Source organism: Oceaniferula marina (assembly GCF_013391475.1).
GTDB lineage: Bacteria > Verrucomicrobiota > Verrucomicrobiia > Verrucomicrobiales > Akkermansiaceae > Oceaniferula > Oceaniferula marina.
The window spans coordinates 838583-853781 of sequence record NZ_JACBAZ010000001.1 but is presented as its reverse complement, the minus strand read 5'-3'; the positions used below and the strand labels follow the sequence as shown (position 1 = coordinate 853781).

Here is a 15199-nt window from a genome sequence, read left to right as displayed (position 1 = left end):
TCAGCCCGAAATTGTTGGTATGGAGCCTGGGATCGACCAGCTGTATACGGTATGCTTGAACCGTGCCTACCTCTGGTAACGGCGTAGCTCGAAGGTGTCATAGACTTCCTCGATACTGACCTTGGGAAATTGGTGTTCGAACTCGGGGAAGCGGGTATCGCCGGGGTAGTTTTCGTGAACATGGGAAACCAGGATTTCATCAAGTTGCGGGAGGAAGAGGCTGTAGATTTGGGCTCCTCCTATGATGAAGACCTTGTCGGTTATGAGTTCTAACTTTTCCAAGTCTTTTGGCGAGTGGATGACTTCGGCACCATCAGCCGACCAGTCCGGATCGCGAGTGATGACGATGTTTTGTCGCTTAGGTAGCGGTTTTCCGATCGAGTCCCATGTTTTGCGCCCCATGACAATCGGGTTCCCTGTGGTGTGACGTTTGAAGAGTTTGAGGTCTTCTGGCAAGTGCCAGGGCAGGGTTCCGTCTTTGCCGATGATCCGGTCGGGAGTCATGGCAACAATGGCAGTAAGAGTCATGGGTGAGAGCTGAGTGGTTGATGGTTGAAGGCGCGGGGGAAATGCCGATAGAATGCGTTGGTCGGATGGTGGCCCGTTAGACGCTCACGTCGGCCTTGATGTGTTGATCCGGCGTGTAGTCCCGAAGTTCAAAGTCTTCGAAGGTGAAGCCGTTGATGTCCTTGACTTCCGGATTGATCCACATAGTAGGGAGGGGTTTGGGATTACGTGTGAGTTGAAGTTTTGCTTGTTCGAGGTGGTTGCTGTAGAGGTGGAGGTCTCCGAAGGTATGCACGAAGTCCCGGGCTTCGTAGCCGCAGACCTGAGCGACCATCATGGTGAGCAGGGCGTAGGATGCGATGTTGAAGGGGACGCCGAGAAAGAGGTCGGCACTTCGTTGGTAGAGTTGGCAGGAGAGCCCCGGGCGATCGGAATCGATGTCGTGCACGTAGAATTGGAAAAGCATATGGCACGGTGGGAGTGCCATTTGATCGACCTTTCCAACATTCCAAGCCGACACGAGGTGTCTACGTGAGTGAGGATTGTTTTTCAGCCCATCGATCAAGCGTTCGACTTGGTCGATGATTTCACCGTTATCACCTTCCCACGCACGCCATTGCTGACCGTAGACGGGCCCGAGTTCACCTTGTTCGTCTGCCCATTCGTCCCAGATTCGGACGCCGTTCTCTTTGAGATATTGGATGTTGGTATCACCCTTGAGAAACCAGAGTAGCTCGTGGATGATGGAGCGGAGATGGAGTTTTTTAGTGGTCAGGCAGGGGAATCCCTGACGGAGGTCGTAGCGGCTTTGTCGTCCAAAAACGGAGATGGTTCCTGTCCCAGTCCGGTCACTGCGCGTTTCACCATGCTTGAGAACATCACGGAGAAGGTCGAGGTATTGCTGCATAAAAAAAAGTTACAGGAAACTACGCACAAGATACAAGATGAATTAATCATTGCCCCCCGGCGGTTTGCGGAGGTTCTTCTTTTGAGCGTGTTTTGATTTGGCATCGAGCATCTTGTTTTTCTGGCGTCGTGAGCGCCGACGTTTTTGGCGGCGGATTTTCTCGCGAGCCTGCTGACGGGCGGATTTTTTACCGTCACGGATGGTTTCGAGTTGTTCGCAGAGTTCCCGGCGTGCGAGGAAGCGGTTCAGTTCGCGGGAGCGTTCGCGTTGGCATTTGACCTCGATACCGCTGGGGAGGTGCTTGAGGTAGACGCAGGAGGCGGTTTTATTCACTTTTTGGCCACCGCTACCACTGCCGTGAATAAACTTTTCGACCAGGGATTCGTGGGTGACCCCAAGTGCCTCCATTCGAGCTTCGAGGGCTGCCGATTTTTCCGGGCTAGGCATGGGTCGGCGAGATCAAGCTTGAGACAGGGATGCGATGTATTCCTTGGCGCAGCGGGTGATTTCGCCTGCGACGTTGGCTCTGGTGGTGGCAAAGGGAGGAACAAACCATGGTGATGATCCAATCACATCGGTGATGACTGCGATTTCTCCGTCACAGGTCTTCGGCTTTTCTTTGTTGGTGCAGCCAATGCCAATTGTCGGGATGTCGAGTTGGGATGTGATGGTTTCCGCGAGGTCGGGCACCACACTTTCGAGCACGAGTGCGGAGCAACCCGCATCTTGTAGGGCGAGAGCCCCTTCGAGAATCGCTTGGCATTCTTCCTCGGTTTTCCCTTTTTTCTTATATCCTCCTTCTTCCAACACTCGCTGGGGGAGCATTCCGTGGTGGCCGATGACCGGGATACCTGCGGCGACGATGGTTTTCACCTTGTCGACCTGACGGACGCCACCTTCCAGTTTGACGGCGTCAGCGCCAGCTTCTACCAGAGCTTTGGCTGTAGCGAGTGCCTGTTCCGGAGTGTTGTAGGTATGGATGGGCATGTCTCCAATGACCAGCGCATGATTCACGGCCCGGGAGACGGCTGCCACATGGTGAAGCATCATCTCAAGGGTGACATGCGTGGTGTCGGGGAACCCGAGCATGACCATGCCGAGTGAATCTCCGACGAGTAGGACGTCCACGCCTGCTTCATCAAGGAGGCGGGCGCTTGGGTAGTCATACGCTGTGAGGGCGGAGATCGGTTTTCCGTTTCCTTTCCGCGCCGTGATGGCGGCTGCTTTGTCGATCGAGTTCATGGGGGAAAAGGTTACCAGTGAGTTTGGACAAGGGTAAGCGGGGGCTCACCAGAGTCAAGGTGGTGGAGGTGAGTGGCGATCGTGGCTGTGTCACCAGGTAGGACCATGTCCGGGCGAATATCCGCCAACGGTTGCAGGACAAAGCGTCTGTGCGTGAGCTGGGGGTGAGGGATGGTGAGGATGCCTCCATCCACGGATTCGTTGCCGAAATAGAGGATGTCGACGTCGATAATCCTCGGAGCGTTGGTCTGGTAGACGACTCCCCGGCCGAAGTGAAATTCGATGCCCTGGGTATACTCAAGCAGCTCGTGCGGGGTGCCGATGTAATCGATTTCAACGACGGTGTTGAAGAAATCGGGCGAGTTCGGCGGACAGTCAACCGGCTCGGATTGGTAAATGGGAGCCTGATGGTAGGCGGCATCGTCCGGCATCAATTTGCGCAGCATGTCCCGCGCCTCCTTGATATGAGCAAGGCGATTTCCTAGGTTTGACCCTAGAGCTAGTCCGACACGGTTGGCCATGGTGTGATAATGAGCGGGATTACGATCCGAGGATTCAATGGGGCTACGATTTCAGCCCGAGCACATCTTGCATATCGTAGAGCCCTGCAGGCTGGCTCTGAAGCCAGATGGCTGCCCGGACAGCTCCGGAAGCAAAGGTCATCCGGCTCGAGGCTTTGTGAGTGAGTTCCACACGTTCTCCATCGGCGGCAAACATCACGGTGTGATCCCCAACGACATCGCCACCACGCAGGGTGTGCATCCCGATTTCCTTGCTGGGGCGGGGGCCGATGTTGCCCACACGGCCGTGTGTGACATCATCCTGATAGCTGGTGTTGGTTTCCTCATTGAGGATATCGAGCAAGCGCCGGGCGGTTCCGGATGGTGAGTCGATTTTGTGTCGGTGGTGCATTTCGGTGACCTCGATGTCAAAGCTATCGTTTCCAAGAATTTGGGCGGCTTTGCTGGTCAGCCAGAACAGGGTGTTGACGCCGATTGAGAAGTTCGGGGCAAAAACGATTGGCAGTTTTTTTGCGGCTTCCTCGATACGTGCTTTTTGCTCATCGCTGTGGCCAGTGGTTCCGATAACCAGTGGGGTGTTGCTTTCGATGGCCGCTTTGAGGACTTCGTCGGTGAACTGGTGAACGGTGAAGTCAATGGCGGCATCGACACCTGCAAAAGCGGCGGCCAGGTCTTCACCCACGTCGTGCGTGCTGGTGACTTCTGATTGCGGGTTTTCGGTGCCAGCTTGGATCAAGGATTGGCCCATGCGTCCGCTTTTTCCTGTGATGAGTAACTTGGTCATGAAATTGGAGATGTGTTTTGTGTATGGGGGGGCTGCACTTAGATCAGTTTGTATTGCTCAAGCTTGGCTTTGAGGGCGGCCTCGTTGCTTGGGCTGAGGTTGACCATTGGCAGGCGAAGCTCGTCCGTGCAGTGACCCTGTAAGGCAACCGCGGATTTGATGGGCACCGGGTTGGTGTCGATGGACATCAGGGTGCTGAACAGGTCTTCGTATTGTTCCTGAATGGCTTCGGCCTCTGCAACCCGGCCGTCAAGCATGGCTTTGACCAGCTTGGACATGACATCCGGAATCAGGTTGGTGGCAACCGAGACAAGTCCGACGGCTCCTCGCTTCATGAAATCGATGGTCAGTGGGTCGTCACCGGAAAGGATCTGAAAACTCTCGGGGAGAGCTTCCCTGATTTGGGTGACCCGTTCTGGGTCACCACCGGCCTCCTTATTTGCAATAATAGTTGGGCAGTCGGCATGAAGACGAGCCATGGTGTCGACGGCAATTTCAATGACCGAGCGACCGGGAATGCTGTAAAGCATGATCGGAAGGTCCGAGCACTCGGCGATGGCCTTGTAGTGCTGATAGAGTCCTTCTTGAGAGGGCTTATTGTAGTATGGGCATACTTGTAGCGTGCCATCAACGCCGATCCTGGCAGCTTCAGAAGTGAGGTGGATCGCTTCAGCTGTGGCATTGGCTCCGGTGCCTGCGATTACTTTGACTCGGCCGGCTGCGTATTCAACGGCAAGTTCGATGACTTTGAGATGCTCTTTTTGTTCGAGCGTGGGCGATTCTCCGGTTGTGCCGCATGGCACAATGCCATCGACTCCGCCTTCGACCTGGCGTTCGATCAGAGCTCGGAAGGCCTCGGTGTCAACTTGTCCGTTGCGAAATGGTGTGATAAGCGCGGTGTGGGTTCCTTGGAACATAATTCGTGGGTGGTAATAGAGTTGGGTAAAGAGAAGATGGGGAAAGGGTTAGAAGGTAATGACGCCTTGATAGACGAAGTCGGCCGGGCCGGTGAGGGTGACGTCACTGAAGGTGTCTGATTCGTAGGTTTCAAAACCGATTTCGAGGGTGTCGCCTCCTGCCACGTTTACTTGGATCGGGCCGGGAGCATCGGTGATGAGGTGGTGGATCAGGGCGCAGGCTGTCATGCCGGTTCCGCATGCGAGCGTTTCTCCTTCTACCCCTCGCTCATAGGTCCGAATGGCGATGTGTTGCTCATCGAGGACCTTGGCAAAGTTGACATTGGTTCCGGCCGGGGCGTAGCTATCGTGGTAGCGTAGAGCGGCGCCGTACTTCACCACATCGAGGTTTTCGAGGTCGTCAACAAAGACCACGACGTGGGGGACTCCGGTGTTGATGCTGTGCACCGTGCCTTCGAGTCCGGCAACGCGGATGGTGCTCCCCAGAACCAGGTCGGTCGGGGTGGACATGGCAATGCGCACCTGGTCGCCCAGGATTTCAGCGCTCAATGTGCCGGCGATGGTTTCAAAGGTGACCATTTTTTTATGGGGCTCGCTCAGGCGTGAGACAAACTTACCGAAGCAGCGGGCCCCATTGCCGCACATTTCCGCCTCGCCACCATCTGCATTGTAATAGCGGAAGCGGTAGTTGGCTCCTTTTTGGGCAGGTTCAACCGCAAGCAGGCCGTCGGCCCCGATTCCGCGTTGGCGGTCGCAGAGCCAGGCGATTTGCTCTTTGTTGAGTTGGATATTGAGTTCCCGGTTGTCGATGACAACGAAGTCGTTGCCGGCTCCGTTCATTTTATGGAATGAGAGTTGCATGATGGGACGTGGGTCAAGGGTTCTTGGATGCCTCGATCAGAGGCTTGGTGAATTGGCCGATAATTTCGGCGAGTTCGCTAGATTGGGTATGTTCAGCGACTTGATTGACGATGGCTGAGCCAACGACGACGCCGTCGGCGGCCTTGGCCACACTTTCCGCTTGTTCCGGTGTATTGATTCCGAAACCCACACAGACTGGAGTGTCGGTGTGTTGTTTGATGCTGGCAACCAGTTTGCCGATGCTCTCGGACGGTGCCGCTTGAGCGCCGGTGACACCCATCCGTGAAAGCGCATAGATGAAGCCTTCGGATTGCTCAGCCAGCATTTGCATGCGTGCTGCTGGTGTTGATGGCGAAATCAGGGTGATGCGCTTCAGTCCGGATGCCGTTACCAGTTCCTGGTTGTTGGCAATTTCATCGGGCGGAAGGTCGAGCATTAGGATGCCGTCGGCTCCAGCCGCAGCAGCATCGGCGTGAAATTGCTCGTAGCCGTAGGTGTAGACCGGATTGAGATAGGTGAAGAGCACAATCGGGGTTTCGTGTGTGGTTCTGAACTCGCGGATCAGCTCCATGAGCTTGGCCAGAGTCATTCCGCTGTTGATGGCCCGTTCAGCCGCGAGCTGGTTGACGATGCCATCGGCCTGAGGGTCGGAGAACGCGACTCCGAGCTCGATGATATCCGCACCTGCGTCCGCAAGGGATCGAATGACGTCGAGAGAGGCTTCCGGTGTGGGGTCACCAGCGCAGACGTAAGCGACAAAGGCTGCCTGGCCATTTTCGCTTAAGCGCTGGAAGGTGGTATCGATACGGTTTGTGCTCATAGTGGTTGGCTGCAAAGGCAATAGGCTGGAAATGGAAAAAAGAAAACCCCGAATCTTGATTTTGAGAGGGGAAATTAGTGCTGGGATTCCATTTTTACAAGAGATGAGGCGAAAAGGTCACCGGCTCGCTTCATTTTTCGCTAGACAAAGTGGCCAGAAGGTGTCGCTTATACGTTTGTATGAAAACGATAGCATTGTACATAATGACGGGCGCGATGGCGCTTTTGATGAACGCCTGCTTGCAGGTGGAAAGCACGATTTCTTTGAAAAAAGACGGTAGTGGAACCATCACCGAAAATCTCATTCTCGGACAGCAGATGGTGCAAATGATGGAAATGGCCGCAGCCCAGGCAGGGCCCGATGCCGATCCGATGGCTCAAATGGTTGACAAAGCCAAGGCCGCAGCCCGCGCGAAAGGCATGGGTGAGGGCGTTGAGCTGGTCAGCGTGGAAAAAATCAACGCCAACGGGAAAATCGGAGTAAAGACGGTGTTCAAATTTGCCGATATCAACAAGCTGAAATACACGACTTCCAGTGCGATGGGCGATATGGAAGGCATGGATGTCAAAGAGGATGAAAATGCCGCTCCGGAATTCAAGTATGCCGATGGAAAGTTGACCATTATTCAGAAACAGCCGAAAGGTGATGCCGAGGCCGCCGAAGATAAGGAAGACGCCATGGGTGATGAAATGGAAGAGCAAGCGATGGCCATGATGCAGCAGATGATGAAAGACATGCGCATGACGATGAAGCTCAAGCTTGAGCCGGGCATCAAAAAGACCAATGCCACGCACGTCGAGGGTGACACCGTAACGATGGCTGACATCCAGTTTGATAAGCTGCTCAGCAACCCCGAGAAGCTTAAAGCCTTACAGTCGGGCGATTTCGAAAAAACCAAGAAGGCTCTCGAGGGCATGGAGGGTGTAAAGTTCGAAGCCCAGGAGAAGGTTGAAATTGAGCTGAAGTAAGCTGTATCTTTTAGAAAACTCCCCCCCCACAAAAAAAGGGCATCCTGTCGGAACTACGGCAGGGTGCCCTTCAATTTTTCCCTGCGAGAGCCGGGGGCGATCTTGGCGCGATGGCCCACCTCGTTCGAGACCCAATGCCTTGTCCTATGGTGCCGCTTTACCGGGGTGGTTATTTTTTGATTTTGACGTCCCATTTTTGGGGCGGATTGGGAGTGTAAACCGGGGCCTTGTCTTCGTCCGGCCATTGTTTTTCAACGGATTGGAGCTCTTTGATGACGGGTTGCAATTCGGGGCGTTCGATCAGGTTGGTTTGCTCGCCTGGGTCGGTTTTGAGGTCGACCAGTTTGACGGGTTTGCGCTCGAGGTTGAAGTAGAGTTTGTAGCGTTTGTTACGCACGACCCGATCTCTGAACCGGTATTTATTTTGGACACCGTCAGCAGTCAGTCGTGCTTCGTTTCGTCCGCCCATACCGAGAATCCAGGTGCGGGGCGAGTCATCGGCCTGCCCAAGCAGAAGTTTGGCAAAAGACACTCCGTCACATTGAAACTTGGACGACGGTTGCGTCCCCGCCAATTCAGCGAAGGTCGGCAGAAGGTCGGCGAAATCAATCAGGGCGTCGGTGGTTTTTCCTTTTGGCACGCGTCCAGGGCAGTTGACGATAAAGGGGGCGTTGATGCCATTTTCAGTGGTTTTGGTTTTACCTCCTTTGACCAGACGGCCATTGAGCGTATTTTTCAGAGATCCGGACGTTCCGTTGTCGGTGGTCCAAATCACGATGGTATTCTCCCTGATGCCGAGGTCATCAAGAGAGGCCATCAGCTTGCCGAGAATGTGATCGGTATAGCGAACCATTGCCCGGTGGGTGTTTTCCTTGCCTTTGACACTTTTTTCCAGCGGTGTTGTTGTTAATGGACCGTGAGGAAGGCACATCGGGTAATAGAGGAACATGGGCTTGTCCTTGTTCTTCTTCATGAATGATATCAGAAAATCGGTGAAGATGTCTTCTCCGAATTGGCCCGGATAGGTTTTGCTGCCACTGCGGGTATGAATGTAGGGGTCCCAATATCGCTTGGAGCTGGCTTTGACCCCGGCTTCATAACCAGTCCACATACAGTAGTCGTCAAAGCCGACTGTTTGCATGGCTTCGGGTTCGACACGGAAGTCGTCGATTTGCCACTTACCTGCCGCAGCTGTGGCATAGCCTGCTTTTTTTAGCACTCGTGGAAGGGATGGGTTTTTTGCCGGATCGAAGTGGCAGCCACCACCCCAGCGTGGAACATCCCAGTGGTTGACCCATCCATGGGTGTATGGGTATTGGCCGGTAAGCAGGGTGACCCGGCTGGGGGTGCACTGTGGCATCGAGTAGGCGTTGCTGAATTGCATGCCCGAGTCCGCCAGCTTGTTGATGTTGGGGAGTTCGATGCCTTCGGCCCCATAACAATCAACCCACTCTTTTCCCAAATCGTCGAGCAGGATGAATAGAATGTTAGGTTGTTTGGGGGAAGCTGCGGAAACCGTGTGAAGCGATAAGCAAAGTACTGTGAGTAGACTGAGGATGCTGAAACTACGGAACCAGTGGGTGTGCAAGGAATGAGACATAAGAGCAGGGAGAGTGTAGTGGGAGCGCTTGGTGTATGTGTGTTGCAAGCGTTACGATCCCATTACGTTTTCCGGCACTCCATTATTTCATTGGCTGTGTTTGCCTATTCCCGGACCCGTTCGATGTTGGCTCCTAACATGATGAGTTTGTCATCGATGTTTTCGTATCCGCGGTCGATATGATAGAGTCGGTTGATTTCCGTGGTTCCCTTGGAGCAAAGTCCCGCAAGAACGAGGGCTGCTGATGCTCTCAGGTCGGAGGCCATCACTGGGGCTCCAGACATGTCGGAGGACCCTTGGATGACCGCTGTGCCATTGTCCACTTTGATGTCGGCACCCATCCGGGTCATTTCGGCGCAGTGCATGAAACGCTGGGGGAAGATGGTGTCTTCAACCACAGAGATTCCCGGGGTGATGGCAAACAGGGCTGTGAACTGGGCCTGCATGTCGGTTGGGAACCCAGGGAAGGGGGCTGTCACAATATTGGCTCCAATCGGGTTTTGTCCCGGCGTGACGGTACAGCTGGTTCCCGCTTCATTGAATTCTACTTGGTGTCCTGATTCGACAAGTTTTTCGGTGGCAGGGACCAAGTCTTCACGGCAAACCCGGTGAAGAGTGACTCCCTTTTCCGGGCATCCAGCCATGGCTGCGGCGACCATGAACGTGCCTGCCTCGATTCGGTCAGGAATCACCGTGTGCTCGACGCCGTTGAGCTTATCGACTCCTTCGACCGTGATTCTGCGTGTCCCGGCACCGGTGATTTTGGCTCCCATTTTGTTGAGGAAATTGGCGAGGTCGACAACTTCAGGTTCACAGGCTGCGGATTCAATCACCGTGGTGCCTTCCGCAAGAACCGCCGCCATCATCATGTTATCGGTTCCCAACACGGTGGGACCGTGCTTGCCACTGAGGTCGCACTCACTTCCGTGTAGCCCTTCAGCCGCTTCGATGTGCATGTTGCCGCCTTCCATGTCGATCTTGGCTCCGAGGGCTTCGAGCCCTTTCAGGTGGAGGTCGACCGGGCGGTCGCCGATCACACAGCCACCGGGTAGTGAGACGCTGGCTTTGTGAAGGCGCGCGAGCAGCGGTCCCATCACGCAGATGGATGCTCTCATTTTGCGGACAATTTCATAAGGCGCGTCGTGGTCGATCGTTCCGGCGGTGATGCGTACGGTTCCACTGGATCGTTCGACCTCGGCACCGAGCGCAGCGAGGATTTGGATCATGTAGTTGGTGTCCGAAACATCGGGGACGCGGCGGATGATACAGGTTTCACCTGTCAGCAGGGTTGCTGCAAGGATTGGCAGAGAAGCATTTTTTGAGCCGGAGATGTGGACCGCCCCCTGCAGGGTATGGCCGCCGTGAACGAAGAGTTTATCCATGGATCGTGGTGGTTGGTTATCGGTTGAGGGAGATTAAGGAAAGATGGCGATGGGAAAGCGAGAAACCTGATTTAAGTCTTGGTGTGTTTGGATCGATTGGAAACCACGTTGTTGGAGTAGGGATTCGACTTCTGGGGCTTGGTCGTACCCGATCTCCAATGCGATCATACCGCCGGGGTGTAAATGTGAGGGCGCTTGTTGGATGAAATCGCGAATGATGTCCAGCCCATCTTTTCCTCCGAAGAGTGCCGTCGTGGGGTCGTTCATCACTTCGGAGGACAGAGAGTCGCGGTCGCTTTCCGGGATGTAGGGAAGATTGGCAACAATCAGGTGGAACTGTTCACCTTGTAATTGTGAGAAGAGGTCTGTCTGAATGAGTTGATAGCGGGGCGTTCCTAGTAGTTCGGTGTTTTCCTTGGCCAGACTCAACGCCTCTTTTGAAATATCGGCGAGCAGCACCTCCTGACAGCGTCCGCTGAATTCGGCTGCCAGTGTGAGGCCGAGAACACCGGTGCCGGTTCCCATGTCGAGAATCCTTAGACGTTGGTCATCCGTCGATGGTTCTGGCTCTTCTGCCGTATCGCTTCCCTCTGGTTTATCCGTGTCAGTTTCCGCCAGATGACTGGGGGCCGGTATTTCAGGCTCTGATAGCGGGGGAGCTTGGAGCTCCGGGTGCTTCAGTAAAATGTCCGCAAGTTCTTCGGTTTCCGGGCGCGGGATCAGGGCCCTGGCGTCCGTTTTAAATTCGCGCCGATAGAATTCTACGGTTCCAAGCAGGTGTTGAAGTGGCACACCGCGGCCTCGCTGGAGTAATTGCTCGCGCAGAGGTGTCAGTTCAGATTCTTCCATTGGTCGGTCGAATTGCATGTAGAGTTCGACTCTGGAGCAACCGAGTTGGTGCATGACCAGTAGTTGCATATTGCGTCTGGCGTCATCAATGCCTTTGTTTTCGAGGTAGATGGTACCTTTTTCGATGGTGTCTAGAACGGTGGTGAGAGACATGGACTTCGGATGAATGCAAGGGGGATAGTTAGATCAGGACGGGTTTGGAACCGGTGGGGAGCTTGACTTCGGATGGTGGCCCGGGGAAATTTTCTGCGATGAAACGGTCCCAGACTTTGCGGGTTTCATCGGACAGGCTGTCAGCGAGCGCTTCTTCGCAGGTGCTGCACATCAGCATGGGGAAGGGCCCCTTGATGAGTTCGTGGCCGGCGAACATGGCGCCCAGTGTGTAGCCGTTGGTTGCCGAGCGTGGTTGGTGGCAGGTGATGCAGCTTGTAATATAATCCTCGGTGGCTGAGTCGGTGCCAAGCTGCTCTTCCCGTTGTTCCATGTCGATGTGGTCGTGCATGAAATCGAACATGGCAACTTTCGATGGCTCGGAGAGTTGGTTGTGCATTTTTTCACGGCAATCCATACAAAGGGCAAACTCAAAGACACATTCATCGCCGGCAAACGATTGGTTGATGATGTACATCTCGGCGTGAACCAACTCGCACCCGCAATCGCAACAATGGCGGAACGGTTTTCCAGTTTCAAACGAGTCAAAGGTAACAGGCACCTTCGAATCATGCCTGAGGGCTAAGATAAATCAAGCGCTGGAAATAAAAACCGGGTCACGGTCGGGATGGCTTCAGTCGACGCTATCGAGCACATCGACGCAGAGTTGGCTCCAGGTTTCGAGCCGTTCATAGAGTTCTCCACGGAGTTCTTCAAGAGTGAGTAAGCCGAGGTTGGCGATGGCGTCTTCGTTTGCTCTGACCTGGTCGGATTCAAGGTCGATCAGGTGGACGACTCCCAGATGAACTTCTCCTACGCTGTTGGAGTCATCATTGAGCAGTGCGATGATCCGGTTGCTGTGATCGCCGGTAAGATTCAGTTCTTCGTCGATCTCGCGTTCTACTCCTGCCATGTAGGTTTCTTTTCCGAGAGCGTCGTTACGTTGGTCCACCGGGTTGATGTGGCCGCCGATGCCGACAGATCCACTGGCGTGGAGTCGGGATTCGCCGCCGGATTTACCACGGGTGTAGTGGAGGTAGCGGGTAGTTTCATCCTGTTTTACCCGGAAAATGCAGTAGGGGATGAGTTGTTTGTGGCTGGGGTCTTCTTCGGCCGCTCCACGGTCCATGAAAAAGTTATTCTCCGGATTGAGCAGAGACGGGAGGTAGTCCTCGACTTGGGTGTTGATCCCTTGGAAGCTGCCGAGGCTGTTCAGCAGATCGCGGGTGACGACGAGGATTTGTTCTCCTTTGTAATCTTTCATGCTTGGATGGGTGTAAATGAAGAGGCTAATGCTTGCCGGGGCTCGGGCTTATTGCGGTCGTTGGGACAAGACGTAGTCAAGCACTGCCTTGTCATCCTTGTCAGCCGCCCAGACATGGCGTAGGAAATCCGCAGGATGGATATTGCCATTTTCCCGGAGGAACTTGCGGTCACCTCCGCAGCCGAACATGATGTTAGGGTCGAGTTCTCCGCTGAGTTTGGCTCGGGCCTTGGTCAGGATTCTTGGCAGGTAAGCCAGCTCGCCGAGCGTGTCTCCAAAGGTTGGGAGGTCGTCGGTGGTGATTTCCTTGTCGCTGTGGATGCCTTTTTGAATCGTGAGGAAATAGTCGCGCCGAACGGCGGCTACCAATAGGGCTGTTGATTCGGTTGGTTCCCCCTCATCTGCGAGATCCTCGACGAAGTCGAACAATTCGCGGGGTTTGTACCCAATGGATGCGAGGAATTCGATGTCATCCTCACTGTAGTAAGAATGGAAGTCATCATTGCCGCCCCGGTATTGTTCGAGGCAGCGTTCGAAGAGTTTGAGGAATTGATCGTTCCAAGTCATTTGTTGAATGGGTTAGGCTTTTGGTTTGTCCTTCACAGTGCTCTGGATGCGAAGCTCGCGCAACTGTTTGAAATCGACCGCAGCTGGGGATGCGGACATGATGTCCATTCCCCGGTTGTTTTTAGGGAAGGCGATCACCTCACGGATCGAGGACTCACCACAGATGAGCATGGCCAGTCGGTCGAGGCCGAGGGCGATGCCTCCGTGTGGAGGTGCACCAAACTTGAAGGCTTCGAGAATGTGGCCGAACATGCTTTCCTTTTCTTCCTCGGTGACTCCGAGCGCGGTGAACATGGCACTTTGAAGTTCAGCTTCGTGGATTCGGATGGAGCCTCCACCCAGTTCGTAACCGTTGAGTACCACATCGTAGGCTTGGGCTCGCAGGCCGGCGTAGCGTTGGCTTTCGTCATCAAGTTCGGCTTTGGTGGCGGCAATCAGTTGATCGACGTCTTCGGGGATCGGGCGGGTGAACGGGTGGTGCACGGCGTTCCATTTGTTTTCTTCTTCGTCGAATCCGAGAAGCGGAAACTCGGTGACCCAGAGGAAGTTCAGCTCCTCGTTGCCTTCCAGCAGGTTTTGAAGGTTGGCGCATTCCAAACGAATCCTGCCCAACACTTCGCAGACGGATTCCCATTCGCCGGCTCCAAACAGGATGAGGTCGCCTGGTTCGATGTTGAGTTTTTCGCGAAGGGCTTCGACTTCCTCATCGGTCATGCGTTTGACAAAGGGGGAGCGCCAGGTTGAGCGGTCAACGTCACGGGCCTGGATGTAGGCCAAACCTTTTGATCCGGCTTCGATCGCTGTCTGGGTCAGTTTTTCGATTTGTCCTTGGGTCGCTCCGGCAAAGCCTTTGGCGTTGATCGCCTTGACGACTCCGCCATTGGCGATCGCTCCCGAAAAGACGCGGAATTCGCAGTCCTTGAGCTCTTCGCTAAGTTCGGTCAAATGATATTCGAAACGGCGGTCGGGTTTGTCCGATCCGTAGGTGTTCATCGCATCGACGTAAGTCATGCGGTCGAAGGATGCCGGAATCTCGACCCCGAGAGCATCCTTGAAGACCTTGCCGAGCAGCCCTTCGATGAGTCCGTGCATGTCGTCTGGGGTGACAAATGAGGACTCAATGTCGATCTGGGTGAATTCCGGTTGGCGGTCGGCGCGTAGGTCTTCATCGCGGAAGCAGCGGGCGATTTGGAAGTATTTTTCGATCCCTCCGCACATCAGGAGCTGTTTGTATTGCTGCGGTGCCTGAGGTAGCGCGTAGAAGTGATTGGGATGCATCCGTGAGGGGACCAGAAAATCGCGGGCACCTTCAGGAGTGGATTTTGAGAGGATCGGCGTTTCGATTTCGCAGTATCCGTCTGCATCGAGAAAGTTTCGGGTCGACTGGGTGATCCGGTGGCGCAGACGGAGGTTGCGGGTCATCCGGGCGCGACGCAGGTCGAGGTAGCGGTACTTCATCCGGAGGTCCTCATTGGACAACTCCTTATCGAGTTGGAAGGGGAGCACTTCGGATTTATTAACGATGACAAGCTCGGAGGCTGAAATTTCAATGGAGCCGGTGGCCATGTCGGGGTTGACGGTTGAGTTGCCGTCGATTTCAGGGCGTTCTTCCACCTTACCGGAAACTTGGATCATGTCCTCGCTGCGCAATGACTTCGCAAGTTCGGCAGCTTTGGCGTTTTCTTCCGGACGGAAGACAACCTGGGTCATGCCTTCGCGGTCACGGAGGTCGATGAAGGCGACACCGCCGTGGTCCCGGTTTGAGTTGACCCAGCCGATCAGGGTGACGGTTTCTCCAATGTTGGAGTGGTGAAGTTCGTTACATGTATGCGTTCTCATTGTAAAAAAATGTGGGTAGTG

Annotated in this window: 17 protein-coding genes; 1 reads left to right on the top strand and 16 read right to left on the bottom strand. The window is 54.6% G+C overall.

Translation table 11 applies throughout. The features are described 5' to 3' along the window. Positions 1-66 precede the first annotated feature (66 nt). The 9 genes from HW115_RS03420 to trpA form a co-directional block, all read right to left on the bottom strand. Positions 67-528 carry a dihydrofolate reductase gene (locus HW115_RS03420; protein WP_178931160.1) on the bottom strand — a complete coding sequence of 154 codons (462 nt, stop codon included), beginning with the start codon at positions 526-528 and terminating at the stop codon, positions 67-69. A 76-nt stretch (positions 529-604) separates the two neighbouring features. Further along, on the bottom strand, positions 605-1414 hold the full coding sequence (locus HW115_RS03415; RefSeq protein ID WP_178931159.1) for a thymidylate synthase: 810 nt from the start codon (positions 1412-1414) through the stop codon (positions 605-607). Between the two features lie 42 nt (positions 1415-1456). Then, a complete protein-coding gene (locus HW115_RS03410) occupies positions 1457-1861 on the bottom strand; it encodes a peptide chain release factor family protein (RefSeq protein WP_178931158.1) in 405 nt (134 codons plus the stop codon). 12 nt (positions 1862-1873) lie between these two features. Further along, on the bottom strand, positions 1874-2656 hold the full coding sequence (gene panB / locus HW115_RS03405; protein WP_178931157.1) for a 3-methyl-2-oxobutanoate hydroxymethyltransferase: 783 nt from the start codon (positions 2654-2656) through the stop codon (positions 1874-1876). 11 nt (positions 2657-2667) lie between these two features. After that, the gene (gene folK, locus HW115_RS03400; RefSeq protein ID WP_178931156.1) at positions 2668-3177 is read right to left on the bottom strand and encodes a 2-amino-4-hydroxy-6-hydroxymethyldihydropteridine diphosphokinase; all 510 of its coding nucleotides are present in this window, start codon (positions 3175-3177) and stop codon (positions 2668-2670) included. A 43-nt stretch (positions 3178-3220) separates the two neighbouring features. After that, entirely contained in the window at positions 3221-3961 is a 741-nt protein-coding gene (gene dapB / locus HW115_RS03395) for a 4-hydroxy-tetrahydrodipicolinate reductase (RefSeq protein ID WP_178931155.1), read from the bottom strand. Positions 3962-3999: 38 nt separating this feature from the next. After that, positions 4000-4878, bottom strand: coding sequence for a 4-hydroxy-tetrahydrodipicolinate synthase (gene dapA / locus HW115_RS03390; RefSeq protein ID WP_178931154.1), 879 nt, complete (start codon positions 4876-4878; stop codon positions 4000-4002). A 48-nt stretch (positions 4879-4926) separates the two neighbouring features. Further along, positions 4927-5739, bottom strand: coding sequence for a diaminopimelate epimerase (dapF, locus tag HW115_RS03385; RefSeq protein WP_178931153.1), 813 nt, complete (start codon positions 5737-5739; stop codon positions 4927-4929). Between the two features lie 13 nt (positions 5740-5752). Then, positions 5753-6559, bottom strand: a complete 807-nt coding sequence (gene trpA / locus HW115_RS03380; RefSeq protein ID WP_178931152.1) for a tryptophan synthase subunit alpha — start codon at positions 6557-6559, stop codon at positions 5753-5755. Between the two features lie 179 nt (positions 6560-6738). Between trpA and HW115_RS03375 the strand changes: the two genes are divergently transcribed. Next, positions 6739-7527, top strand: coding sequence for a hypothetical protein (locus HW115_RS03375; protein WP_178931151.1), 789 nt, complete (start codon positions 6739-6741; stop codon positions 7525-7527). Positions 7528-7696: 169 nt separating this feature from the next. Here the strand turns inward: HW115_RS03375 and HW115_RS03370 are convergent, their stop codons facing one another. The 7 genes from HW115_RS03370 to aspS form a co-directional block, all read right to left on the bottom strand. Beyond that, positions 7697-9127: a sulfatase family protein gene (locus HW115_RS03370; protein WP_178931150.1), complete on the bottom strand. Its 1431-nt coding sequence runs from the start codon at positions 9125-9127 to the stop codon at positions 7697-7699. 104 nt (positions 9128-9231) lie between these two features. Beyond that, positions 9232-10509, bottom strand: coding sequence for a UDP-N-acetylglucosamine 1-carboxyvinyltransferase (gene murA / locus HW115_RS03365; protein ID WP_178931149.1), 1278 nt, complete (start codon positions 10507-10509; stop codon positions 9232-9234). 33 nt (positions 10510-10542) lie between these two features. Further along, complete coding sequence (locus HW115_RS03360; RefSeq protein ID WP_178931148.1) at positions 10543-11511, bottom strand: N5-glutamine methyltransferase family protein; 969 nt, start codon at positions 11509-11511, stop codon at positions 10543-10545. A 28-nt stretch (positions 11512-11539) separates the two neighbouring features. After that, positions 11540-12070 carry a hypothetical protein gene (locus HW115_RS03355; RefSeq protein WP_178931147.1) on the bottom strand — a complete coding sequence of 177 codons (531 nt, stop codon included), beginning with the start codon at positions 12068-12070 and terminating at the stop codon, positions 11540-11542. 72 nt (positions 12071-12142) lie between these two features. Continuing rightward, complete coding sequence (locus HW115_RS03350; protein ID WP_178931146.1) at positions 12143-12772, bottom strand: hypothetical protein; 630 nt, start codon at positions 12770-12772, stop codon at positions 12143-12145. A gap of 48 nt (positions 12773-12820) precedes the next feature. Beyond that, entirely contained in the window at positions 12821-13339 is a 519-nt protein-coding gene (locus HW115_RS03345; RefSeq protein ID WP_178931145.1) for a hypothetical protein, read from the bottom strand. A gap of 12 nt (positions 13340-13351) precedes the next feature. Next, positions 13352-15178 (bottom strand): aspartate--tRNA ligase, encoded by a 1827-nt coding sequence (aspS, locus tag HW115_RS03340; RefSeq protein ID WP_178931144.1) that lies wholly within the window; start codon positions 15176-15178, stop codon positions 13352-13354. Positions 15179-15199: the final 21 nt, after the last annotated feature.

Bases quoted from the DNA above. Each gene is read 5' to 3' on its own strand.
- HW115_RS03420 (WP_178931160.1), bottom strand. From the start codon at position 528: ATGACTCTTACTGCCATTGTTGCCATGACTCCCGACCGGATCATCGGC.
- HW115_RS03415 (WP_178931159.1), bottom strand. From the start codon at position 1,414: ATGCAGCAATACCTCGACCTTCTCCGTGATGTTCTCAAGCATGGTGAA.
- HW115_RS03410 (WP_178931158.1), bottom strand. From the start codon at position 1,861: ATGCCTAGCCCGGAAAAATCGGCAGCCCTCGAAGCTCGAATGGAGGCA.
- panB (WP_178931157.1), bottom strand. From the start codon at position 2,656: ATGAACTCGATCGACAAAGCAGCCGCCATCACGGCGCGGAAAGGAAAC.
- folK (WP_178931156.1), bottom strand. From the start codon at position 3,177: ATGGCCAACCGTGTCGGACTAGCTCTAGGGTCAAACCTAGGAAATCGC.
- dapB (WP_178931155.1), bottom strand. From the start codon at position 3,961: ATGACCAAGTTACTCATCACAGGAAAAAGCGGACGCATGGGCCAATCC.
- dapA (WP_178931154.1), bottom strand. From the start codon at position 4,878: ATGTTCCAAGGAACCCACACCGCGCTTATCACACCATTTCGCAACGGA.
- dapF (WP_178931153.1), bottom strand. From the start codon at position 5,739: ATGCAACTCTCATTCCATAAAATGAACGGAGCCGGCAACGACTTCGTT.
- trpA (WP_178931152.1), bottom strand. From the start codon at position 6,559: ATGAGCACAAACCGTATCGATACCACCTTCCAGCGCTTAAGCGAAAAT.
- HW115_RS03375 (WP_178931151.1), top strand. From the start codon at position 6,739: ATGAAAACGATAGCATTGTACATAATGACGGGCGCGATGGCGCTTTTG.
- HW115_RS03370 (WP_178931150.1), bottom strand. From the start codon at position 9,127: ATGTCTCATTCCTTGCACACCCACTGGTTCCGTAGTTTCAGCATCCTC.
- murA (WP_178931149.1), bottom strand. From the start codon at position 10,509: ATGGATAAACTCTTCGTTCACGGCGGCCATACCCTGCAGGGGGCGGTC.
- HW115_RS03360 (WP_178931148.1), bottom strand. From the start codon at position 11,511: ATGTCTCTCACCACCGTTCTAGACACCATCGAAAAAGGTACCATCTAC.
- HW115_RS03350 (WP_178931146.1), bottom strand. From the start codon at position 12,772: ATGAAAGATTACAAAGGAGAACAAATCCTCGTCGTCACCCGCGATCTG.
- HW115_RS03345 (WP_178931145.1), bottom strand. From the start codon at position 13,339: ATGACTTGGAACGATCAATTCCTCAAACTCTTCGAACGCTGCCTCGAA.
- aspS (WP_178931144.1), bottom strand. From the start codon at position 15,178: ATGAGAACGCATACATGTAACGAACTTCACCACTCCAACATTGGAGAA.